This is a genomic window from Streptomyces sp. NPDC033229, assembly GCF_055576875.1.
On the sequence record NZ_JBVIQR010000004.1, the window covers coordinates 1 to 22264 of the forward strand.

Consider the following 22264-nt stretch of genomic DNA (forward strand, 5'->3'; position numbering starts at 1 on the left):
TTCGATCGAACCCGCATACCGGACTGATCATCTGTGCTAGAGGCAAAAGATCAAGTGCTTAGCGTTAATGGCTGTACCGGTGGTCCCCGAGGCCGGTCAAGAACGGGATCGAGGCACTGGAGGAGTCGCCGGATGGGCTGAACATGGCGTTCCACACGTCACCGATCGCCGCGAATACGCATTTGGCGGTGAACCCGGACGCCTCCCTGAGCTCAGCCGGTATCAGCCCGTCCGGCGTTTGAGGACGCGCCCGCAGGGCGCTCGCCGCCGCAGGCCGCAAGGCGGCCCCCGGGCACAACCTGTCACCGGGGGCCGCCGTCTGGCAGAGGTGCCTCTTACCCGACGGTCGCGCCGAAGGCGTTCAGCGCCTCGACCACCGGCTGGAAGTACGTTGTCCCACCACTCGTGCAGTCGCCGTTGCCGCCCGAGGTGAGGCCGATCGCTGCGGTGCCGGAGAAGAGGGAGCCGCCGCTGTCGCCGGGCTCGGCGCAGACGTTGGTCTTGATCAGGCCGGTGACCTAGCCCTCCTTGTAGTTCACGGTCGCGTTGAGACCCGTGACCGTGCCACCGTGCAGCTGCGTGGTGGTCCCGCTGCGCTGGACGGACTCGTTGAGAACCGCGTCGCGCGCGCTGGTGATGGCCTGGAAGGTGCCGTCGTAGAGGTTCACGTTGCTCGGGTGCGCGGGGGCGGAGGCGTTGTACTCCGCGATGGCGTAATCGTTGCCGGGGAAGCTCGAACCCCCGTCGGGCACGAGTGCGATCTCCGGGCCGCCGTCGCTGGTGGCCCAGGACTTGATCGGGTTGCCGCAGTGCCCGGCCGTGAGGAAGGCGTCGGGCTTGCCGGACCGCTTGACGTTGAAGCCGAGCGAGCAGCGCGCCCGGATGCTGGACTGGCCGGAGCCGTAGAGCGCGTCGCCGCCCGAGAGGTACAGCTTCAGCTCGGAGTCGGACCGCTCCAGCTGGACCGTGTCGCCCAGCGGCTTGAGCACCGTGTTGAGCTGGGCCAGCTTCGCTTCCGTCACCGTGGGGTCGGCGGTGACGAGGACCTTGTTGATTCTCGGGTCCGGCACCCACGCGGTGCCGGGGATCGGCTCACTGGCGTTGAGGGTCGTCATGGTGGCGGCCAGCGTGGAATCGTCGAACCGGACCTTCCTCGGCTCCGCCCCCGCCTTGCGGACCTTCCCTGCGGCCTCCGAAGTGGTGACGTTGACGACGAGCTTCTTCGTCGCGCGGTCGTAGTACGAACCGGCTGCCGCCCCCTTCAGCTGCGGGGCGAGCGACTTCGCGAGCTGCCCGGCGGCAGCCGGGCTCATGACCTTGGCGGGCTGGCCGGCCGAGGCATCTGCGCTGAGCGGAGTGAGGGAAACGGCGGTCACCACGGCGAGTGCGGTGGCTGCCAGAGTGGCGGCGCGGCGGAGAGGTGCGGAAGGTTGCAAGGAATCTCCCGAGTGAGTGCCGGAACCACGAGTCCGGAAGGCGAGATTCCGCGTCATGGGGCGCGGAAGCGGTCTCTATCCTCACAACGGGTGAATGGTCCGTGTGTGACCGCTAGTGCCCGGCTTATGTAAACCACCCGGAAAAGCGACAGAACCAACAACTGCCGTTCCGGCAAGGCTAGTTCGTGCGATAGCGGCCGTCCTTTGGGGCGCGCTGTGCGCAGTGAGCGCCGGGTAAGTGCGCGAGGCGCTGGGGTCTCACCCCCGCCGCCGCGTAACCGACCTTCACATTGTGTGGTTACAAGAATGAGTGACTGGAAACCGACGCTCCGGTCTCTCAGCTGATTCGTTTCCCCAGCCCCCCACCCCCCAACACATGCGAGGAAACATCATGAACCGAACCCTCACCTCCCGAATCGCCGGCGTCATCGGCGCCTCGGCGCTCGCCCTGGGCGGGGCCGTCATGGCCGCCCCCGCCGCGCAGGCCGACGGTGCCGGTTGCGCGAACCACCTGGCCCAGACGCCCAACTCGCGCAGCACCACCGACGGCAACGCCGCCTGCGGTGTCGGCAGCCTCGGCATCCCCGTGGTGAGCCCCGTTCTGTGCAAGACGTTGCTGGCCAATGTCTCCCAGGTCGCCGGAGGCCCTGCGGACACGGCCTGCAAGGTGGCCAAGTCGTAGGCGCTACCGCCGTCCCCACGCGGACCAGCACCCCCGGGCAGCCGCCCGGGGGTGCTGTGTTGCGTTTCCGTCGACGGGAATCAGGTCATCCGACGGTCGCGCCGAACGCCGTCAGGGCCTCGACTACCGGCTGGAAGTAAGTGGTAGCGGGGCCGCCCTTGCAGTCGCCGGTGCCGCCCGAGAGAAGCCCGAGCGCGTCGGTGCCGTAGAAGAGGGGGCCCCCGCTGTCGCCGGCCTCGGAGCAGAGGTCGGTCTGGATCAGCCCGGTGACCTGGCCCCCCTCGACGGTCAAGGTTGCGTTGAGGCCGGTGACCTTGCCGTCGTGGCGGCCGGTCGTGGCGCCGCTGCTCGTGACGTCATCCCCGAGGGCGGCGTCACGGGCCGCGGTGATGGGCTGCGTGTCGCCGTCGTAGAGGTTCACCTCGCTCGGGTGCGGAGGGGGGACGTCATTGATGCCGTACTCGGCGATGGCGTAGTCGTTGCCGGGGAAGCTCACCCCTCCGGCGGGGACGATCCCGATCTCCTTGCCCTCGCTTCGAGCGTTGCCGGGCGTGCGCCAGACCTGGTCTGCGTCGCCGCAGTGCCCCGCCGTGAGGAAGGCGTCGGGCTTGCCGGACCGTTTGACGTTGAAGCCGAGCGTGCAGTACGCGTTGGTGTTGTAACCGACCATCCTTTCACCGCCCGCGATGAACATTTTGAGCTCGGAGTCGGTTCGCTCCAGCCGGACCTTGTCCCCCAGCGGCTTGAGCATCGTGTTGAGCTGGTCCTGCTTCTTGCCCGTCACCGTGCGGTCGGCGGTGACCACCACCTTGTTGGCTCTGATGTCCTGCACCCACGCGGTCCCGGGGATCGGCTTGCCGGCGTTGAGGGTCGCCACGGTGGCGGCCAGTGTCTTGTCCGCGTAGCGGACCTTCCTCGGCGCGGCCCCCGCCTTGCGGACCTTCGCGGCGGCTTCCGGTGTGGTGACGTTGACGACGAGCTTCTTCGCCGCGCGGTCGTAGTACGAGCCGGCCTGCTCCCCCTGCAGTTGCGGGGTGAGGGACTTGGCGAGCTGCCTGGCGGCAACCGGCGTCATGCCCTTGGCGGGCTGGGCGGCCGAGGCGTCGGTGCTGTGCGGAGTGAGGGCGACGGCGGTCACCACGGCGAGTGCGGTGGCCGCCAGAGTGGCGACGCGGCGGAATGGAGCGGATGGTTGCAAGGCATCTCCCGTGTGAATGCCGGAACCACGGGTCCGGAAGGAGCGAGTCCGCGCCATGCGGCGCGGGTGGGACCTCAATCGTCACAACGGTGAAATCCCCATGTGTAGACGGCACTTACCTGATCGCCCAAACCACCCGTAAAAGCGACTGAGCCGACAACAGCCGTGCTGGATACGCTAGTTCGTGCTACCAAATACCGGCGCGCCGCCGTCCGGCCCCCAGCAGCCCCCGCCGCACGTGTGCGCTCCTTTGCCTCACTTGATCGCCCATGGGCTCCTCGGCGCAGTCGAGGCACGACTGGCCCTCGGCGAACTCGACGCCGCCACCCATACCGCCCACCGTGCTGTCGCTGCCCTCGGCGAACTGCCCATCGGCCTCGCCCGCCAGCACCGGCAGACGTTCGCTGCCCACCGAGGCGACCCCGTCGTACGGGCCTCCTGGGCCTCTTGGCCGAGCGCCATCACTAGACCGCGCCTCGGTCAGTTGGGTGTCGGGATCTCGGGCAGTTGGATCTCGGGAATCGGGATCGGGAGTGGAGGGCCGCTGGGAGCAACTGCGGTTGCGGTGGGTGCTGTGCCGGCATGGTCGGCGTGGGCGGGAACGGCGAGGATGCCGACGAGCACGGCGGCCCCCAGCAGAGTGGCGCTGAGGCGGCGCATGACGCCTTCCTTCCTTGACGGAGGCCCCGGCGTGACGCACCGGGGTGCCCTCAGCGTCTGGACCGTGTGGCGGGGCCGCCCGAACTGGTGGGCCATACAGGTGACAGAGATCCCGAAGAGGTTCGGGGTCGGCCGACAGGACCGCAGGACGGATCGGCCCTCGTCGGGCGCACCGATCCCGTCCGACGGCGGTTCGCCAAGGTGCCCCTTCGCGTCCGCTCAGTCGAGGCAGAACTCGTTGCCCTCGATGTCCTGCATCACAATGCACGATTCGTTCTCGCCATCGGCACGCAGGACTTCCACGCATACCGCGCCGAGCGCGACCAGTCGTTCGCGTTCGGCCTCAAGCGTGGCCAGGCGCTCCTCACCCACGAGCCCGGTGCCGACCCGTACGTCGAGATGCACCCGGTTCTTGACGACCTTCCCCTCGGGAACGCGCTGGAAATACAGGCGCGGGCCCGCACCCGAGGGGTCGATGCAGGCGAACGCTGAACCCTGCTGCTCGGGCGGCAGTGCCTGGTTGAAGTCGTCCCAACTGGCGAAGCCCTCCGGGGGCGGCGGTACGACGTACCCCAACACCTCGCACCAGAAACGAGCGACGCGCTCAGGGTTCGCGCAGTCGAAGGTAATTTGGACCTGCCTGATCGACGCCATCGGCCCACCATAGAGGCGGGGCCTTTCGTTGTCGCCACAGTTTCCTGGCCGGGTAGTTGCGCAAGGCCAACCTGCCGCCAGGGCGGCCCGCCGTACGGAATCTCCGTCGGTCGAAACCTTCGGCGGCCGGCCGCCACGAGGCGTTCGTCATGGAGGGGGCCTCATGAAGCGGTCCTCCGGGGCGTCGGGGCCAGCAGGGTGAGGTGCGTGCCGGGACGACCGGCGCGGCGGCCGTTCGTCGTGGCGTAGACGTCGGCCGGGCCGGCTGGCTGCCAGTGCAGGCCGAGACGCTTCGCGGTGTACATCGCCTCGTCCGCGCCGCGCAGCAGGTCGGAGAGCCCGGCGTCGGGCCGGTCGGCCGTGCGGCACACGCCGATCGACGCCCGGGGCGAGAGCGTGACGCCGCCGGTGTCGAGCGGGGCGGACAGCGCGGCGGAGAGGCTGTACGTCATCTCCGCGTCGACGTCGGCGTCCGGAGCGAGGTGGACCATGGCGGTGAACTCGTCGCCGCCGAGGCGGGCCGCGAAACCGCCGCGCGCCTGGCACCACGCGCTCAGCCGCTTCGCGACCGCCGCGAGAACCTGGTCGCCGACGGCGTGCCCGTGGGTGTCGTTGATCTGCTTGAAGCCGTTGAGGTCGAGGAGCAGCACCGCCGCCTGCGGGTGCCGGATGGCACGTTGGGAACGGGTGGTGAACTCCTCGCGGCACATCAGGCCGGTCAGCGGGTCCCGGCGGGCCGAGCGCAGCCGGCGGACCAGGAAGCAGGCGTGGACGGCCCAGCCTATGGACGGCGCGGCGATCGGTAAGGCCTGGAGTATGAGGTTCATCTGACACCTTCCTGGAGGCGGCCGACGGCGGCGCCGACGGCATGGAGTCTGGGCGATGCGGGCCGAACGGCGGTCGAGCGTGTCTCGACCGTCGCTGGAGTGCGTGGTGCGTGTGTCGGGCGCTTGTCCGAAGTGCGAGTCGGCGTGCTGATCCCGGCGGCGGGCGGCCCGATCGGCGGTCCGATCGGCGGTCCGGTCGGCGGTCGCCGGTATGCGGTCCGGTCGGCGGGCCGCCCATGCTGGACGTCCCCCGTTTCCGTAGTGAGGGAGCGGGGGCGGCGGCGCGGATCTCCCGGCGGGCCGCGGCGGGGTGCTGAGGGCTGCGCGGGGCCGCAGCCCTCAGGACCGGTCGGCGTGGACCACCCCATCGTTCGACCTGCGCGGGGAGCGCCCGCGGGCATGTCCGAGATTGGCCAAAATCATGCCGAAACGTTTCAGTGGCGGGTCCCTGCCGGGGGTGTACGGGCCCCGTGGGCAAGGTGAGGGGCTCGGGCGGGGGCTTGAGGGAGTGGTCGGGGTTTATTCCTGAGTGCTCATGCTTGCGAGGGAATGGTGAAAGACGGGTGGTTCGGTGGGGATTCGGTGGGCAACTCTTGGAACGCGACGTCGAACCATCGCCGGGCGGTCGGCCAACTGCCCGGCAGTAAGCAGTAGTTCCGTTCTGGAGGAAATTGATATGGCAAGTGCCCGTACCGCCGCCCGCGTCGCCGCCGCTGTAGCAGCCCTGCCGATGGCCGCCGTGCTGTTCTCCGGTGTCGCCCAGGCCGACGACGGCAACCAGGTGGCGAACCGGGGCTCCAATGCCGCAGCCGCCTCGATCGTGGGCAGTGGTGTCGGTGATGACAACGAGGGAAACTCCACCACCGGCCAGCAGCAGGCCACGGGCACCGGAGCCTCGAACCAGAACAACACGGCCAGCGTGATCAGCTCCGGCCCCACCGACGTCCGTCAGCAGAACATCGAGGTGGTCTTCGCTGACTGACTGAACCCAAGGCGCTGCCGGGGGCAGGGGTGACCCCGGGGCGGCGCCGCTCAATGGGGAGAGAGTGGAAGGGTCCGGAAGCGCGGCGGCACGTAGTGCCGCTGCGCTTCTGTTTGTGGTGGGGTGCACCTCCGCTGCGCGGCGGTGTTTCGGCTGAGCTCAGCCGAAATCAGCCGGTCGGGGCGTGTGCACCTCCGCTGCGCGGCGGTGTCCTCAATCGCCGGACGGGCTTGATGTGGCTGAGCTCAGCCGAATCAAGCCCGCCCGCCGTCGTCGGGGCAACCCCTTGACGCCTACCCATATCTGACGGACAGTCAGTTGGGTGACGGACGCGACTGAAGGGAGCCCCGTGAGCGACCTGTACCCGCGGCTGCGTGCCTTCGAAGGCCGTCCCGCCGCCGTCCGTGGGGAGGGCAGGGAGCCCGTCAACACCTCGATGATCCGGCACTGGTGCGAGGCCCTCGGCGACACCGACCCCGCCTACACCGGCAAGGACCCCACCGCCCCCGCCACCATGCTCCAGGCCTGGACCATGGGCGGCATCGATGGCCCCCAGCGCCGCTCACCCGCCGTCGACGAGCTGTTCGCGCTGCTCGACGACGCGGGATACACCGCCGTGGTCGCCACCGACTGCGAGCAGGAGTACGTACGGGCGCTGCGGCCCGGCCAGGCGATCACCTTCGATTCCGTCATCGAGTCGGTCTCGCCCCGCAAGACGACCCGGCTCGGGGCCGGGCACTTCGTCACCACGCGCATGAAGATCCGGGCCGATGGCGGGGCCGCCGGTACGCACCGCTTCCGCATCCTCAAGTACGCCCCCCGTAAGGCCGTGGCCGCCAAGGAACGGCCCGAGCGGCCCCGGCCCGTGATCAACCGGGACAACGCCGGGTTCTGGGAGGGCGTCGCCGCCCACCGGCTGCTCTTCCAGCGCTGCGACGCGTGCGGGACGCCGCGCTTCCCGTGGCTGCCGGGGTGCGGTGGCTGCGGCTCGCCGGAGTGGACGGCGGTCGAGGCGTCCGGCGCCGGGACGGTCTACTCGTACGTGGTCATGCATCACCCGCCCTTCCCCGCCTTCGACCCGCCGTACGCGGTGGCGTTGGTCGAACTCGCCGAGGGGGTACGGATGATCAGCAGCATCGTCGGAGTCGCGGCCGATGCGGTACGGGTGGGGATGCCGGTCACGCTGGAATTCCTACGGGTGGCCCCGGACCAGGAACTGCCCGTCTTCCGGGCGGAGGTCCTCGCGGGCGGCGATGCGGTGGCTCTCGCGGAGGGGACCGCCCGCACAGACAGAGGCTCCCGCGGTGGCGGGGAACGCCCCGCGGAGGCGGCAAACGCACGCGCCGGGGCGGAAGGCACCACGAAATCCGATCCCCGAACGGAAACCTTCGGCGCCCGCGCCGAACTCCCCCCGCTCACCATCCCCATAACCCGCACCCTGATCATCGCGGGTGCCATCGCCTCCCGGGACTACAAGGACGTCCACCACGACCCCGAAGCCGCGCGGGCCGCCGGTTCCCCGGACATCTTCATGAACATCCTCACCACCAACGGCCTCGTCGGCCGCTACATCACCGATCACCTCGGCCCCGGGGCCGTCCTCCGTAAGGTCGCCATCCGGCTGGGGGCGCCCAACCACCCCGGTGACGAGCTGACCCTGACCGGTTCGGTCACCTCCGTACGGGGGCGGACTGCCGAGGTCGCGGTCGTCGGGGCCAACCGCCTCGGCCGCCATGTGACGGGGACGGTCACCGTCGTACTCCCGGAGCCGAAGCCCGAGCCCGAGGCCACCGCGTGAGCGCCCGGCAAGCCGACACCCTCGGCGGCAGGGCTGCCGTCGTCGGGATCGGTGCGACGGAGTTCTCCAAGGACTCCGGGCGCAGCGAGCTGGCCCTCGCCGCCGAGGCCGTGCGGGCCGCGCTCGCCGACGCCGGGCTCACGGCCGCCGACGTCGACGGCATGGTCACCTTCACCATGGACACCAGCCCCGAGATCACCGTCGCCCAGGCGACCGGCATCGGCGAGCTGTCCTTCTTCTCCCGTGTGCACTACGGCGGCGGTGCCGCCTGCGCCACCGTGCAGCAGGCCGCGCTGGCCGTCGCGAGCGGGCTCGCGGAGGTCGTCGTCTGCTACCGCGCGTTCAACGAGCGTTCCGGTCGTCGCTTCGGCTCCGGCGTCCAGCGGCGCGAGCCGTCCGCCGAGGGGGTGGCGCTCGGCTGGGCGCTGCCGTTCGGGCTGCTCACGCCCGCGTCCTGGGTGGCCATGGCGGCCCGCCGTTATCTGCACACGTACGGCCTGGAGCCCGAGGTGTTCGGGCACGTCGCCGTCACCGCCCGCCGGCACGCGGCCACCAACCCGGCCGCGCACTTCCACGGCCGGCCGATCACGCTCGCCGACCACGCCGCGTCCCGCTGGATCGCCGAACCCCTGCGCCTGCTGGACTGCTGCCAGGAGACCGACGGCGGGCAGGCGCTCGTCGTCACCTCCGTCGAGCGGGCCCGGACCCTGCGGCACCCGCCCGCCGTGATCGCCGCCGCGGCGCAGGGCGCCGGCCGGGCGCAGGAGCAGATGACGAGCTTCTACCGCGACGACCTGACCGGGTTGCCCGAGATGGGAGTGGTGGCCCGGCAGCTGTGGCGCACGAGCGGGCTGACCCCGGGCGACATCGACGTGGGCATCGTCTACGACCACTTCACCCCCTTCGTGCTGACACAGCTGGAGGAATTCGGGTTCTGCCCGCCCGGCGGGGGCGCCGACTTCGTGGCGTCCGGTGCGCTGCCGCTCAACACCCACGGCGGACAGCTCGGCGAGGCGTATCTGCACGGCATGAACGGTGTGGCCGAGGCCGTGCGGCAGGTGCGCGGCACCGCGGTCAACCAGGTCGTGGGGGCGCGGCACGTGCTCGTCACAGCGGGCACGGGGGTTCCCACGTCGGGGTTGGTGCTCCGGGCAGACGGATGACGCGCAGAGGGACAACGCGCGGCACGCGCTCGTCACGGCGGGTACGGGCGTCCCTACGTCCGGGCTGATTCTCCGCGCAGACGGATGAACGGAGGGCGTGTCGGCACGGGCGGCCGGAGCCGGGCACCTTCACTCGCGGTTATGGACCGACGAAGAAAGATCATCGGATATCTCGTCGCCCTGACGGCGGCAGCGGCCCAGGTGGTCGGCGGGGCCGGGCCGGCGTCGGCGGGCGATCGCGGCGACCCCCGGAACGAGGGGGCGGTGATCTTCCGTGGCAAGGGCATCGACACCTGCCAGGCCCCGTCACTGAACACCCTCAGCGCCTGGCAGAGCTCCCCCTACGCGGCGGTGGGCGTCTACTTCGGGGGCCGCGCCCGCGCCTGCCCGAACCAGCGCTATCTCAGCCGGAGGTGGCTGACCGGCGCCAAGGACCTGGGCTGGCGGGTCCTGCCCGTCTACGTCGGCTCCCAGTCCCCGTGCGCCTCCGCCGTCCACAAGCGTGGCTACGCGATCAGCGACGACGAGCCCTGGGACCAGGGCATCGAGGAGGGCGAGGACGCCGTGCGCCGTGCCTCCGCCTACGGCATCGGCCGCCACAGCCCCCTCTATCTCGACATGGAGGCCTACAACTACCGCGACGCCGACTGCGCCCGGGTCACCCTCTCCTTCATCCGCGGCTGGAGCCGCGCGGTCGACCACCTGGGCTACATCCCCGGCTTCTACAGCAGCGCCAACGCGGGCGTACGGCACATGGACAACGCCCGGCGGGACGGGCGCAGCTCCCTGCCGGAGGTGATGTGGTTCGCCCGCTGGCGCGTCTCCCCCTCGACCGCCGGGGAACCGAACCTGGGATCCAGTGCCTGGACCCCGCACCGGCGTATCCACCAGTACGCGGGCAACGTCACCGAGACGTACGGCGGCCGCACGCTGACCATCGACCGGAACCAGATCGACGCACCCGTCGCCGTCATCAGATGAGGTCACCCGCTCCGTAGCGGACCCCAATACCGACCCTGACCGCCATCCCCCTCCAGGAGGTGGGGACAGCCCCACCACTACGACCTGAGGCTGACCGTTCTTCGGCACCTGCGGCCGATCCGCGCGGACGGGCGCACTCCTAGCGTTGAAGACATGAACACGTCCGTGTGCACCAGCGCATCCACCGCCGTGTACCCGTCGTTCTCGTCGTACGTACGGGCGCGTGGACCGGTCCTCCAGCGCACCGCCCGCGCGCTCACCTCGAACCCGTGCGACGCCGAGGATCTGCTGCAGACGGCCCTGACCAAGACGTATCTGGCCTGGGAACGCATCGAGGACCACCGGGCGCTCGACGGCTACGTACGCCGGGCGCTGGTCAACACCCGCACCTCGCAGTGGCGCAAACGCCGGGTCGACGAGTACCCCTGCGAGGAGCTTCCCGAGCGCGAGGCGGCCCCCCAGGCCGACCCCGCCGAGCAGCAGGTGCTGCGCGACGCCATGTGGCGCGCGGTGCGCCGGCTGCCGGAGCGGCAGCGGGCCATGGTCGTCCTCAGGTATTACGAGGACCTCACCGAGGTGCAGACCGCCGAGCTGCTCGGCGTCTCCGTCGGCACGGTCAAGAGCGCGGTGTCGCGGGCGCTCGGCAAGCTGCGGGAGGACCCGGAGCTGTCGCGGGCGGCGTAGGCCTGTCTGAAACCAGCCCGTCCGGCGATTGAGGACGCGCCCGCAGGGCGCTCGCTGCGGTGGTTCACGGCCGCCCCGGACCCGGAGCCGGGCGAGCGCTGAAACCAGCCCTCCGCAGGGTAGTGACTTACCGAGGGGAACGTAAGCAGAATCGCAGGGAACTACCTCGCGCAACGCGGCGCGCAGATCTGGGAGGCCCCTCGGTGCTGAGCACGATGCAGGACGTACCGCTGACAGTGACCCGCATTCTCGTCCACGGTGCGCTCGTGCACGGGGACGCGAAGGTCACGACCTGGACCGGGGACGGCGAGCCGCACCGCCGTACCTTCCGGGAGGTCGGCGATCGGTCCTCGCAGCTCGCCCACGCCCTCCGCGACGAGCTGGGGGTGACGGCCGACGAGCGGGTCGCGACCCTCATGTGGAACAACAGCGATCACCTCGAGGCGTATCTCGCGATCCCCGCCATGGGCGCGATCCTGCACACCCTGAACCTGCGGCTGCCTCCCGAGCAGCTGGTCTGGATCGTGCGGCACGCCGCCGACCGGGTCGTGATCGTCAACGGCACGCTGCTGCCGCTGCTCGCCCCCCTGCTGCCGCACCTCGACTCCGTCGAGCACGTCGTCGTCTCGGGCCCGGGCGACCGGTCCGCGCTGGAGGGCTGCCGCCCCCGCGTGCACGACTACGACGAGCTGATCGCGGGCCGCCCCACCGAGGGCTACGACTGGCCGGAGCTGGACGAGCGGCAGGCCGCCGCCCTCTGCTACACCTCCGGGACGACGGGCGAGCCCAAGGGCGTCCTCTACAGCCACCGGTCGATCTACCTGCACGCCATGGAGGTCAACGCCGCCGCGTCGTTCGGGCTGACTCCGGCCGAGATCTGTCTGCCGGTCGTGCCGATGTTCCACGTCAACGCGTGGGGCCTGCCGTACGCCGCGTTCATGGCGGGCACCTCGCTGCTGATGCCCGACCGCTTCCTGCAGCCCGCGCCGCTCGCCGCGATGATCCAGTCCGAGCGCCCCACGGTCACCGCCGGCGTCCCCACCATCTGGCAGGGGCTGCTCGCCGAACTCGACACCAACCATCAGGACGTCTCCTCCCTGCACACCGTGATCAGCGGCGGTTCCGCCTGCCCGCCCTCCCTGATGAAGGCGTTCGAGGAGCGGCACGGGATGCGGCTCATCCAGGCCTGGGGCATGACCGAGACCTCACCGCTGGGCTCCGTCGCCCGCCCGCCGGCCGGTCTGAGCGAGGACGAGGCGTGGCCGTACCGCGTCACCCAGGGCCGGCTGCCCGCCTCGGTGGAGTTCCGGCTGGCCGGTCCCGGCGGCGAGTTCCTGCCCTGGGACGGCACATCGGCCGGTGAGCTGGAGGTCCGCGGGCCCTGGATCGCGGGCTCCTACTACGGCGGCGCGGCGGACGAACCGTTCCGCCCCCAGGACAAGTTCAGCCCCGACGGCTGGCTGCGCACGGGTGACGTCGGCACGATGACCCCCGACGGCTTCCTGACCCTCACCGACCGGGCGAAGGACGTCATCAAGTCGGGCGGCGAATGGATCTCCTCGGTCGAATTGGAGAACCATCTGATGGCCCACCCGGAGGTCGCCGAGGCCGCCGTCGTGGCCGTCCCGGACGAGAAGTGGGGCGAACGCCCCCTGGCCGCCGTGGTGTTGAAGGACGGCTCGGCCGTCGAGTACGCCTCGCTGCGGACCTTCCTCGGCGAGCGGGTCGCCCGGTGGCAGCTCCCGGAGCGGTGGGTGCTGATCCCCTCGGTGCCGAAGACGTCGGTGGGCAAGTTCGACAAGAAGGTGCTGCGCAAGCGGTACGCCGACGGCGAGTTGGACGTAACCGTCCTCGGCTAGGACTTTCGGCTGCGGGCCGCCGGTGCCGCCTGCGGCGGCGAGCGCCCTGCGGGCGCGTCCTCAATCTCCCCCAGCTACCGCTGGGAGGTGCCCCCAGCGGGCTTGATGGTGTGGGCAGGGGCCCTGGGTTACCGATGTGCCCAGGGCCCCTGCCGTTCGCCGCGCCGCCTGCCGCGGGGGTCGGCCGGGCGCGGGGTCTGTGGAGTGAGGGTCAGATCTGGCGGGCGATGTGCTCCGCCGCGGCGATCACCGTGAGGTTGGTGGCGGCCGAGGGTACGTCCGGGAAGATCGACGCGTCCACGACCCGCAGCCCCTCGACCTCGCGCACCGCGCCGAGCCGGTCGGTGACGGCGGTCGGGTCGTCGTCGGCGCCCATCGGGGCGGTCGAGGTGGGGTGGTGGTACGTGTCGAGGGTCGCGATGACCGACCGCTCGATCTCCCCGTCACCCCGCGCGCCCGCACCCGGGCTGATCTCCTCGGTGATCAGCCCGGCGAGCGGCTCCGCCGCACCGATCCGGCGGGCGAGCCGCACCCCCTCCAGCAGCCGCCGCCGGTCGGCGGGCTCGGCGAGGAAGTTGAGGTCGATGCGCGGCGCCGCCTCGGGGTCGCGGCTGTCGATCGTCAACGTCCCCCGGGAGCCGGGCCGTACGAGCGCCACGGCGAGGACGAAGCCGATGCCGGTCGGGCTCTGGTCGTGGTCGTACAGGTGCGTCGCGGTGATGTGCAGATCCAGCTCCCCGTCGCCCGCCTCGGAGCTCGCGGTCCACACCTTCGCGCCGATCACGGGGATGCTCGCACCGAACCTCTCCGGGTCGGCGGCATAGGCGTTGCCCGAGAAGGGGTGGTCCTGCAGCCGCCGCCCCACCGGCAGATCGGCGACGAGCGGAATGCCGAGCGCGGCCAGATCGTCCGCCGGGCCGATCCCCGAACGCAGCAGGATCGCGGCGCTGCCGTACGTACCCGCCGAGAGGATCACCTCCGCGGCGCGCAGCTCCGTGCCGTCGGCCAGGACGACGCCACTCGCGCGGGAGCCCCGGAAGAGGACCCGGTCCACGAGGGACTCACCTCGGACGATCAGATTGCCCCGGGAACGGACGGCCGGTGTCAGATAGGCCATGCCGGTGTTGACGCGCACACCGTCGCGCACGTTCATCGGATACGGGCCGACGCCCTCGGGGTCCGCGCCGTTGAAGTCGTGGCAGGCCCGGATGCCCACCGACCGGGCCGCCTCCACGAAGGCGCGCTGCATGGGGCTGACGTCGGCGAGACCGAACTGCTCGACCGGCAGCGGGCCCGTGCGGCCGTGGAGCGCTTCGTCGCCGCCGTCCGTGGACTCCAGGGCGATGAAGGCGGGCAGCACGTCCTCGTACGACCAGCCCTTGAGCCCGCCCGCGGACCAGCGGGCGAAGTCCGAGGGCAGCGCGCGGACGGCGACCGCGCCGCCCGTCGCGGAGCTGCCGCCCAGCACCTTGCCCCGGGAGGCGTCGATGGAATGGCCGATGAAGCCGGGCTCGGAGCGGTAGCCCCAGTCGTGACCGGTGGCAGCGCCGAACACATCGCTGGAGGCGACGGCCTCGGGGTAGGCGTGCGGCCCGTACACGGGACCGGCCTCCAGGAGCAGCACCACCCGGGAGGGGTCCTCGGAGAGACGAGTGGCGAGCACGGCTCCGGCGGAACCGCCGCCGACGATGATCGTGTCGTAGGTGCGGTCACTCATGACGTCTCTCCTCCGTCGTCCTCGCCGATCGGGGTCGGCCTGGCGAGATTCGACGCTACGGAGAACGGCTGATTCGGGAATCTGTCATCGCATCGGTCAGTGGGCCGGCAGATGACTTGTGCAGGGCCTGGACGGATGCCAGTAAATGGCCTCTGACCTGCGAAAGGGTAAGACTTACGGGCCCGGAGCGGCATGCTGTCGGGCACGGTTCGTTGGCGCGATCGATACGGGGAAGGCGGGCGCTGTCGTGCGTCCGGCCCCGGCACGCGGGCCGGGGCCGTACGTCAGTTGGTCCCTATCTTCGCCAGCAGATCCACGATGCGCCCCTGTACCTCCGTGCTCGTCGACCGCTCCGCGAGGAAGAGGACCGTCTCGCCCGAGGCCAGCCTCGACAGTTGGGCCGGGTCGGTGTCGGCGGAGGTGTAGACGACGAGCGGCGTGCGGTTCAGCAGGCCGTTGCCGCGCAGCCAGTCGACGATGCCCGCGCGGCGCCGCCGCACCTGCATCAGGTCCATGACCACCAGATTCGGGTGCGTCTGCGCCGCGAGCGCCACCGCGTCCGCGTCCGTCGCCGCTCGTGCCACCTGCATGCCGCGCCGCTCCAGCGTCGCCGTCAGGGCGTCGGCGATCGGCTCGTGCTCCTCGATCAGCAGCACGCGCGGCGGGTGCATCTCGCTGTCACGCGGGGTCAGCGCCTTCAGCAGGACGGCCGGGTCGGCCCCGTACGCCGCCTCCGCCGTGGCCTGCCCGAGCCCCGCCGTCACCAGCACCGGCACCTCGGCCGCCACGGCGGCCTCGCGCAGCGACTGCAGCGCGGTACGGGTGATCGGCCCGGTCAGCGGGTCGACGAACAGCGCGGCCGGGTACGCCGCGATCTGCGCGTCCACCTCCTCGCGCGAGTGCACGATCACCGGGCGGTAGCCGCGCTCGGTCAGCGCCGCCTGCGTCGAGTCGTCGGGCGCCGGCCACACCAGGAGGCGCCGCGGGTTGTCCAACGGCTCCGGCGGCAACTCGTCGTCCATCGGCGGCCGTCCGGCCGGGGCGGCCTCGGTGACCTCCACGGCGCCGTTGGGCCCGTCGAGCGGCTCGGGCCCCTCGGCGGCGCCCTCGTCCGGTGCTCCTATGGCGAAGGCGCGGCCTTCGGAGGCATCACGCAGCCGAGGCCGCGCGGCGGGCGCCGGAGCGCTCTGCGCGTCGGCCTGCGCGGGCTCCCGCTCGCCCTCGGCCGGATTCCCGAGCTTGCGCCGCCGCCCGGACCCTCCGACGGGCGTCCCCGCGGCGGGCGTCCCGCCGAACGGCACGCCCTGCCCCAGCGTCCGCACGCTGAACCCCCGCGAGGCGTCGGCTCCTTGTGCTTGCTGCGCCTGCTGGGCCGCCCCCGGCTCCTCGGCGAGCGCGCGCCGCGCGCGTCGGCGGCCGGTGGGCGGCGTGGCGTCGGCGACGGCCTGCGGCTCGGCTGTCGTGGTGTCCGGGCCGGGTGCGGGCGCGCCCGGCACCTCCGCGCCCGGAAGGGCGAACGGCGGGGGGCCGGCGGCTGCCGCCGTTCCGTCCGTGCCGGGCGCGGACGTCGGCGCGTCCGGCGGGGTGGCCGGGCCGTACGGGGCGGGGCCGGTCGGTGCGGGGGCGGGTGCGGCAGTGCCCGGGCGGGCGAAGGGCGGGGGCCCGGCCGGGGCCGGGCCGGTGGCGTTCGCGCCGGGCCGCGCGGGAGAAGCGGCCGCGTCGGCGGCCTCGGTGCGGGCAGCGCCTTGCGGGGCAGTCGCGTCGGGCGTCGCCCCCTGCGGATGCGCGGGGTTGGCGCCCGCGAAGGCGAACGGTGCGGGCCCGTCGGGGCGCGCGCCACCCTGCGGGGTGGTCGGGCCGGTGCGGGGCTGGGAGGGCGTGCCCGTCCCGGCCGCGTCAGGCGTCGCCGCCTGCGGGTGCGCGGTGTTCGCGCCCGGAAGGGCGAACGGTGCGGGACCGGTGGGCGCCGCCGCGGTACCGGGACGCTGCGGAGGCGTCGGCGCGCCCGGCGTTGTTCCGGGCGTGCGCGTCGAGGGGACACCCGCGACACCGAAGGGGACAGGGCCGTCGGGGCCCGCGGCGCCCTGTGGGGCATTCGGGCCGGCTGTGGGCCGGGAGGGCGTGCCCGCCCCCGGCGCGTCAGGTGTAGCACCCTGCGGGCGCGCGCCCGGTGTCGGTCCGGGGGTGTGCGTCGGGGCGATGCCGCCGAGGCCGAAGGGGACGGGCCCGCCGGGGCCCGCGGTCCCCTGCGGGGCGGTCGGGCCGACGGGGGGCCGGGCAGGCGTGCCCGCCTCGGACGCGTCAGCTGCCGCCCCGTGCGGATGCGCCGCGAGGCCGGCCGCACCCGTGGCGGGCGGGCCGCCGGGGGCCGTGGTGCCGGGGCGTCGCGGAGGCCTGGAGTCACCCGGTGCGCCCGCCACGCCCCGGGCCGTCCCGGGCGGGCGTGCCGGGGCGACGCCCGCGATGCCCGCGAGGCCGAACGGCACGGGGCCGACCGGAGCCGGGCTCCCCTGGCCGGGGCGGAGCGCCGCGCTTTCGCCGGTGTCCGCCGGGTCGGCCTGACCGGGCGCCCCGCCCATGGCGAACGGGCCGCCCGGAGAAGGGGCGGCACCGGCCGTGGTGTTCGGGCGCTGGGAACCGTCCGGAGCGGTGTGAGGTGCCGGACCGCCCGGGCGCGGCCCGGTGCCGGGCGCCGCGTCGGCTCGGGGAGAGCCGCCGGGGCCCGCATGCGGCTCGGCGTGAGAGTCCGGCCCGTTGCCGATCCGCCGACGCGCGTCGGCGTGGGCTTCCTGCCCGGGAACGGGCTTGCGGTCGGCGTCGGCCGGGGGGAGGGCGAACGCGGCGCGCGGGGCGTCCGGTTCGGCGCTCGTCTGGCCGGGGATCGGGCGGTTCGGAGCCTCCGCGAGGGCGCGGCGGGCCCGGCGGCCCGTGGGGGCACCGGCCGCTCCGGACTCGCCCGGGGGCTCGGACTCGGGCGTCCGGTCGGCCTCGGCGGGCGGCAGCGCGAACGCCGGCCGGGGGCCCTCGGGCCCCGCGGGCTCCCGCCGGGCCCGGCGCCCGGTCGGCGCCGTCGCCTGCGGGGGCACCAGCCCGGCACCGTCGGTGCCCTGGTCCGCCGTTTCCGAACCGCCGCCGCGCCCGTGCCGGTTGGCCCGCACGGCGCCCTGCGCCTCGGCGTCCGCCGCCACGGGCGGCTGCTCCTCCTCGGAGCTGCGCCGCGCCCGCCGCCGCCCGGTGGGCTGCGGCGGCTCGGCGCCGCCCTGCGGCTCCGCCGGCTCGGCGGGCTTCTCGGCGGGGGCCAGGAACGCGTCGGTCCGCGACTGCCCCCTGCCGTCCGTCGCGGGTGCGGCCGCATCCCGGCGCGCCCGCCGCCCGGAAGGCCGGTCGGGAGCCGACTCCTCGGCGGGCGCCTCGGCCGTGCCCCGCGCGCGCTGCGCGGGCAGCGGCATGACCGTTGTCGCGTTCTGTGTGTCCCCGGCCGTCGACCGCTCCGTGGGCTCGGGCACCGGGCCGCCCTCCGCGGAGACCGGCACCTCCAGGACGTACGCGTGACCGCCCGCCGCGCCCGGCACCTCATGCGTCTGCAGCACGCCGCCGTGGCGGCGCACGATGCCCTCGACCAGGGGGGTGTGGACCGGGTCGCCGCCGGGGAACGGCCCTCGGACCTCGACCCGGACGACCTCGCCGCGCTGCGCCGCCGCCACCACGATCGTGGAGTCGCCGGCGGTACCGGTCGTGCCGCCCGTCGCGTCGACGCCCGCCACGTCCGCGATCAGGTGCGCGAGCGCCTGCGCGAACCGCTCCGCGTCGACCTCCGCCTCGATCGGCGGCGCGTGCACCGCGAACTGCGCGCGCCCGGGCCCGATCAGCTCGATCGCGCCCTCGACGCCCGCCGCCACGACCGTGTCGAGCGCGACCTTCTCCCGGACGAGCTTGCTCTCGCCCGCGTCCAACTCCTGGTAATCCAGGACATTGTCGACAAGCGTCGCCATCCGCGCGTATCCGGCGGACAGATGGTGCAGGATCTGGTTGGCCTCGGGCCACAGCTGTCCGGCGGGGTCGGCGGCCAGCGCGCCCAGCTCACCGCTCAGCCGCTCCAGCGGGCCGCGCAGCGAGTCGCCCAGCATCGCCAGGAGCTGCGCGTGCCGGGCGGCGAGGGCGTCGTAGGCGCGGCGGTCGGTGAACGTCATCACCGCGCCGACGAGCTGCTCGCCGTCCCGCACGGGCGCCGTGGTGAGGTCGACGGGCACCGAGCGGCCGTCCTTGGCCCACAGCACCTGCCCGCGCACCCGGTGCTTGCGCCCGGAGCGCAGCGTGTCGGAGATCGGCGACTCCTCGTACGGGAAGGGGGAGCCGTCCGCGCGGGAGTGCTGGATCAGGGGGTGCAGCTCCCGGCCGCCGAGGTCGCTGGCGCGGTAACCGAGGATCTGCGCGGCGGAGGGGTTGACGAGGACGACCTTGCCGGCGATGTCGACGCCGACGACGCCCTCGGCGGCCGCGCGCAGGATCATCTCGGTCTGGCGCTGCTGCCGGGCCAGTTCGGCCTCGGTGTCCACCGTGCCGGTCAGGTCCCGCACGACGATCATCAGCAGCTCGTCGCCCGTATAACTGGCGTGGTCCGCGTACGGGGTGCGGCCGTCCTCGAGGTTGGCGCTGGTGACCTCGACGGGGAACTCCGTGCCGTCCGTGCGGTGCGCGACCATCCGGGTCGGCTTGGTGCGCGCGTCGGCGGTGTCCGGCAGCCGCATCGAGCCGGGGATGCGCCGGGAGTCGAATTCGGGCAGCAGGGAGAGCAGTCCGCGCCCGACGAGCCCGGTGCCGGGCACCTCGAAGGTCTCGAGCGCGATGTGGTTGGCGTTGACGACCGTGCCGTTGCAATTGACGAGCAACAGGGCGTCGGGCAGGGCGTCGAGTATGGCTGCGAGGCGAGCAGCGCCTCGGGATGGCCTGCTGCTCACGACGACGCTTCCTCCCTGGGTTACCGCACCTTGCCGACCCGCTCCGGGCGGCTCGGCGCTGCCCGCTGGCGTGTCACTGAGGGGAGTCTACGGGCTGCGGAGGCGGGCGCGACGGCGGATGGCGGGTGCGGTGGGATGCGTCGCCGGGCACCTCCGGGGCGTCTCGGCGCAGGCCCGACATGCCCCCCGTGTCAGCCCTTGGGGGTGCTGTGAGGGTCGCCGAGCAGCTCGGAGAACTTGTTCCACCGGGCGATTTCGCACCCGTTCGTCCGGTTGAATTCGGCATTTACCGGGCGCCCTGCCCAGGTGCCGGTCACCCGCGCCTTCTGATCGCCCCCGTAGATCATCGGGCACATCGCGTCGGCGGGTACGGGCGCGAAGGTTTCCTTGCCCCATCGCGTCTGCTCGTCGAGCTGGTCGCACGCCTTCTTCGCGCGCGGGTGCGTGCCGCCGGCGGGGTGGCAGTACAGGTCGTACGTGCCGTCGAGGGAGCCGCTGTCGGTCACCGTGACGGTGAGGTGGTCGCCGTGCTCGTACGGAAGGGGCAGCGGCATGGGGGCGGCCACGGCGGGGGCGGCGAAGAGGGCCGGGGCCAGCGCGGCGACGGCGGCGAGGGTGAGACGGCGGAGCGGCATCGCGGTACTCCAGAAGTACGGACGGCTGGGGCCGCGGCGTGGTTCGCCGGGCCCTTCACCTGACTAACGCGCCGGAGGGCCGGGCGTTGCGCACGAAAGAGCACCAAGTGACGGGGGGAGGGAGAGGGGAGAGGGGGAAGGGCGGGGGAGAGCCGTGGAGGGCCGGGGAGAGAGGGCGAGGGAAATTGCCAGGGGGAATTGCTTTGCCCAGGAGTCGGGAAGCCCGGTACCGTAGACCACGATTGGTGGCGAGCCGCTGGGCTGTGTCATCATCGGCACGCACCACCTCACGCATGCGCGGGGTGTGCTGGAGGCTTCGCCTAGTCTGGTCTATGGCGCCGCACTGCTAATGCGGTTTGGGGTAACCCCCCATCCCGGGTTCAAATCCCGGAGCCTCCGCTTGCTTCAAGGGCCCCGGTCATCTCGAAAGAGACGGCCGGGGCTCTTGCGTATGTGCGCGCGGACGGCTGCGTATGTGCGTGCGGACGGCCGGGGGAGATCCTCCCCGTCCCTGCCTCCCGCCGGTCGCCCAGGAGGGTGCCTTCGAGAAGGCTCGTGAGGGCGTTTGTGCAGGTCAGGTGGGGTGAAGGGAATGGATTTCACGTCCCGGCACAGTTCATGTAATGTTGTCCACGCAACGCCGACCGGCAAGAAAAACCGCCGGGAAGCCGAGCGCTCGTAGCTTAACGGATAGAGCACTTGACTACGGATCAAGAGGTTGCAGGTTCGAATCCTGCCGAGCGCACAGCCGAGGGACCGGTACCCACTTGTTGGATCCGGTCTTTCGACCGTCGCGGGGTGGAGCAGCTCGGTAGCTCGCTGGGCTCATAACCCAGAGGTCGCAGGTTCAAATCCTGTCCCCGCTACTTTGATCACAGGTCCGGCACCTCAGGGTGTCGGACCTGTGGCATTTCCGGGGACGGACGGGGGCAGCCGGAGTGGACGTGGCGGATGACGTGGCGGATACCGCGCGCGAGGGCCCGGTCGGTGACGAGAAGGTGGCCCGCTTCTGGCGGGAGCTGGGGCTGCCGGGTCTGATCGACGTCCACACGCACTTCATGCCCGAGCGGGTGCTCGCGAAGGTATGGGCCTACTTCGACGCCGTCGGCCCGCTCGTCGACCGCCCCTGGCCCATCGCCTACCGGCACGCGGAGAGCGAACGGCTCGCGGTGCTGCGCGGCTTCGGCGTACGGGCCTTCACCTCGATGATCTACCCGCACAAGCCGGGCATGGCGGCCTGGCTCAACGGCTGGGCGGCGGACTTCGCGGCCCGCGTCCCCGACTGTCTGCACACCGCGACGTTCTTCCCCGAGCCCGGTGCCGACCGCTATACGGCCGAGGCGCTGGACGCGGGCGCGCGGATCTTCAAGTCGCATGTGCAAGTGGGTGCCTACGACCCGGGCGACCCGCTGCTGGACGACGTCTGGGGGCGGATCGCCGACGCCGGGACGCCCGTGGTCACGCACTGCGGCTCGGGCCCGGTGCCCGGCCCGTACACCGGGCCGGAGCCGGTGGCGCGGCTGCTGGCCCGGCACCCGCGGCTGCGGCTGGTGATCGCGCACATGGGGATGCCGGAGTACGCGGACTTCCTGGACCTGGCCGAGCGGTACGAGGGCGTCCACCTCGACACCACGATGGCGTTCACGGACTTCTCCGAGAGCACCGCGCCCTTCCCGCCCGCGGAACGCCTCCGGCTGGGGGCGTTGGGCGACCGCATCCTCTTCGGCAGCGATTTCCCCAACATCCCTTACGGCTACGCGCACGCGCTCGATGTCCTGACCGGCCTGGGCCAGGACGACGACTGGCTGCGGGGCGTGTGCCACGACAACGCTGCGCGGCTCTTCGGGTTGGCGGGACGCCCGCGGCGGGCGGATGGCCCCTAGCTGGGGGTGCACCACCGCTGCGCGGCGGTGGGGGGGGAGGGGGGGAGGGGGGGGGGGGGGGGGGGGGGGGGGAGGGAGCAGCCGCCCGCAGAGGGGAGGAGGGAGAGCAGGACGGACAGAACCACAGAGGGGGAAAAACAGAACAGA

The 22264-nt window shown here is 72.4% G+C and carries 15 protein-coding genes, 3 tRNA genes and 2 pseudogenes; 11 read left to right on the plus strand and 9 right to left on the minus strand.

Annotation, left to right across the window (positions count from 1 at the left end; all coding sequences use genetic code 11):
• Nucleotides 1-335: 335 nt before the first annotated feature.
• Nucleotides 336-1436: pseudogene (locus ACZ53N_RS04860) on the minus strand (S1 family peptidase).
• A gap of 391 nt (nt 1437-1827) precedes the next feature.
• Between ACZ53N_RS04860 and ACZ53N_RS04865 the strand changes: the two are divergent.
• Nucleotides 1828-2118 (plus strand): hypothetical protein, encoded by a 291-nt coding sequence (locus ACZ53N_RS04865; RefSeq protein ID WP_469139557.1) that lies wholly within the window; start codon nt 1828-1830, stop codon nt 2116-2118.
• An 85-nt stretch (nt 2119-2203) separates the two neighbouring features.
• Here ACZ53N_RS04865 and ACZ53N_RS04870 read toward each other — a convergent pair whose 3' ends face one another.
• The 5 genes from ACZ53N_RS04870 to ACZ53N_RS04890 form a co-directional block, all read right to left on the minus strand.
• Nucleotides 2204-3316 (minus strand): S1 family peptidase, encoded by a 1113-nt coding sequence (locus ACZ53N_RS04870; protein WP_469139558.1) that lies wholly within the window; start codon nt 3314-3316, stop codon nt 2204-2206.
• A gap of 187 nt (nt 3317-3503) precedes the next feature.
• Nucleotides 3504-3728 (minus strand): hypothetical protein, encoded by a 225-nt coding sequence (locus ACZ53N_RS04875; protein WP_469139559.1) that lies wholly within the window; start codon nt 3726-3728, stop codon nt 3504-3506.
• A 68-nt stretch (nt 3729-3796) separates the two neighbouring features.
• Nucleotides 3797-3976, minus strand: coding sequence for a hypothetical protein (locus ACZ53N_RS04880; RefSeq protein WP_469139560.1), 180 nt, complete (start codon nt 3974-3976; stop codon nt 3797-3799).
• 219 nt (nt 3977-4195) lie between these two features.
• Nucleotides 4196-4630 (minus strand): VOC family protein, encoded by a 435-nt coding sequence (locus ACZ53N_RS04885; protein ID WP_469139561.1) that lies wholly within the window; start codon nt 4628-4630, stop codon nt 4196-4198.
• A 161-nt stretch (nt 4631-4791) separates the two neighbouring features.
• Nucleotides 4792-5457 (minus strand): GGDEF domain-containing protein, encoded by a 666-nt coding sequence (locus ACZ53N_RS04890; RefSeq protein WP_469139562.1) that lies wholly within the window; start codon nt 5455-5457, stop codon nt 4792-4794.
• Between the two features lie 676 nt (nt 5458-6133).
• Between ACZ53N_RS04890 and ACZ53N_RS04895 the strand changes: the two genes are divergently transcribed.
• The 6 genes and pseudogenes from ACZ53N_RS04895 to ACZ53N_RS04920 all read left to right on the plus strand — a co-directional run bounded on the left by ACZ53N_RS04895 (nt 6134) and on the right by ACZ53N_RS04920 (nt 12924).
• Nucleotides 6134-6439: a hypothetical protein gene (locus ACZ53N_RS04895; protein WP_469139563.1), complete on the plus strand. Its 306-nt coding sequence runs from the start codon at nt 6134-6136 to the stop codon at nt 6437-6439.
• A gap of 322 nt (nt 6440-6761) precedes the next feature.
• Nucleotides 6762-7673 (plus strand): annotated as a pseudogene (locus ACZ53N_RS04900) (bifunctional MaoC family dehydratase N-terminal/OB-fold nucleic acid binding domain-containing protein); the annotation flags it as partial.
• 560 nt (nt 7674-8233) lie between these two features.
• Nucleotides 8234-9400: a lipid-transfer protein gene (locus tag ACZ53N_RS04905; RefSeq protein ID WP_469139564.1), complete on the plus strand. Its 1167-nt coding sequence runs from the start codon at nt 8234-8236 to the stop codon at nt 9398-9400.
• A 141-nt stretch (nt 9401-9541) separates the two neighbouring features.
• The gene (locus ACZ53N_RS04910) at nt 9542-10381 is read left to right on the plus strand and encodes a DUF1906 domain-containing protein (RefSeq protein ID WP_469139565.1); all 840 of its coding nucleotides are present in this window, start codon (nt 9542-9544) and stop codon (nt 10379-10381) included.
• A 153-nt stretch (nt 10382-10534) separates the two neighbouring features.
• Complete coding sequence (locus ACZ53N_RS04915) at nt 10535-11065, plus strand: SigE family RNA polymerase sigma factor (protein ID WP_362215532.1); 531 nt, start codon at nt 10535-10537, stop codon at nt 11063-11065.
• A gap of 203 nt (nt 11066-11268) precedes the next feature.
• Entirely contained in the window at nt 11269-12924 is a 1656-nt protein-coding gene (locus ACZ53N_RS04920; protein WP_469139566.1) for a long-chain fatty acid--CoA ligase, read from the plus strand.
• Between the two features lie 211 nt (nt 12925-13135).
• Here ACZ53N_RS04920 and ACZ53N_RS04925 read toward each other — a convergent pair whose 3' ends face one another.
• From ACZ53N_RS04925 to ACZ53N_RS04935, 3 genes are all read right to left on the minus strand, one after another.
• On the minus strand, nt 13136-14641 hold the full coding sequence (locus ACZ53N_RS04925) for a GMC family oxidoreductase (protein WP_469139567.1): 1506 nt from the start codon (nt 14639-14641) through the stop codon (nt 13136-13138).
• A 284-nt stretch (nt 14642-14925) separates the two neighbouring features.
• Nucleotides 14926-19599 carry a PAS domain-containing protein gene (locus ACZ53N_RS04930; RefSeq protein ID WP_469139568.1) on the minus strand — a complete coding sequence of 1558 codons (4674 nt, stop codon included), beginning with the start codon at nt 19597-19599 and terminating at the stop codon, nt 14926-14928.
• Between the two features lie 191 nt (nt 19600-19790).
• Complete coding sequence (locus ACZ53N_RS04935; RefSeq protein ID WP_469139569.1) at nt 19791-20234, minus strand: SSI family serine proteinase inhibitor; 444 nt, start codon at nt 20232-20234, stop codon at nt 19791-19793.
• A 309-nt stretch (nt 20235-20543) separates the two neighbouring features.
• Here ACZ53N_RS04935 and ACZ53N_RS04940 point away from each other — a divergent pair.
• From ACZ53N_RS04940 to ACZ53N_RS04955, 4 genes are all read left to right on the plus strand, one after another.
• Nucleotides 20544-20633, plus strand: a tRNA-Ser gene (locus tag ACZ53N_RS04940).
• Between the two features lie 273 nt (nt 20634-20906).
• Nucleotides 20907-20979, plus strand: a tRNA-Arg gene (locus ACZ53N_RS04945).
• A 47-nt stretch (nt 20980-21026) separates the two neighbouring features.
• Nucleotides 21027-21100 (plus strand) — tRNA-Met (locus ACZ53N_RS04950).
• Nucleotides 21101-21178: 78 nt separating this feature from the next.
• Nucleotides 21179-22117, plus strand: coding sequence for an amidohydrolase family protein (locus ACZ53N_RS04955; protein ID WP_469139570.1), 939 nt, complete (start codon nt 21179-21181; stop codon nt 22115-22117).
• The last annotated feature ends 147 nt before the right edge of the window (nt 22118-22264 follow it).

Excerpts from the sequence above, each read along its gene's own strand:
- ACZ53N_RS04935 (WP_469139569.1), bottom strand. The coding sequence starts at position 20,234 with ATGCCGCTCCGCCGTCTCACCCTCGCCGCCGTCGCCGCGCTGGCCCCG.
- ACZ53N_RS04880 (WP_469139560.1), bottom strand. The coding sequence starts at position 3,976 with ATGCGCCGCCTCAGCGCCACTCTGCTGGGGGCCGCCGTGCTCGTCGGC.
- ACZ53N_RS04895 (WP_469139563.1), top strand. The coding sequence starts at position 6,134 with ATGGCAAGTGCCCGTACCGCCGCCCGCGTCGCCGCCGCTGTAGCAGCC.
- ACZ53N_RS04890 (WP_469139562.1), bottom strand. The coding sequence starts at position 5,457 with ATGAACCTCATACTCCAGGCCTTACCGATCGCCGCGCCGTCCATAGGC.
- ACZ53N_RS04910 (WP_469139565.1), top strand. The coding sequence starts at position 9,542 with ATGGACCGACGAAGAAAGATCATCGGATATCTCGTCGCCCTGACGGCG.
- ACZ53N_RS04865 (WP_469139557.1), top strand. The coding sequence starts at position 1,828 with ATGAACCGAACCCTCACCTCCCGAATCGCCGGCGTCATCGGCGCCTCG.
- ACZ53N_RS04885 (WP_469139561.1), bottom strand. The coding sequence starts at position 4,630 with ATGGCGTCGATCAGGCAGGTCCAAATTACCTTCGACTGCGCGAACCCT.
- ACZ53N_RS04925 (WP_469139567.1), bottom strand. The coding sequence starts at position 14,641 with ATGAGTGACCGCACCTACGACACGATCATCGTCGGCGGCGGTTCCGCC.
- ACZ53N_RS04915 (WP_362215532.1), top strand. The coding sequence starts at position 10,535 with ATGAACACGTCCGTGTGCACCAGCGCATCCACCGCCGTGTACCCGTCG.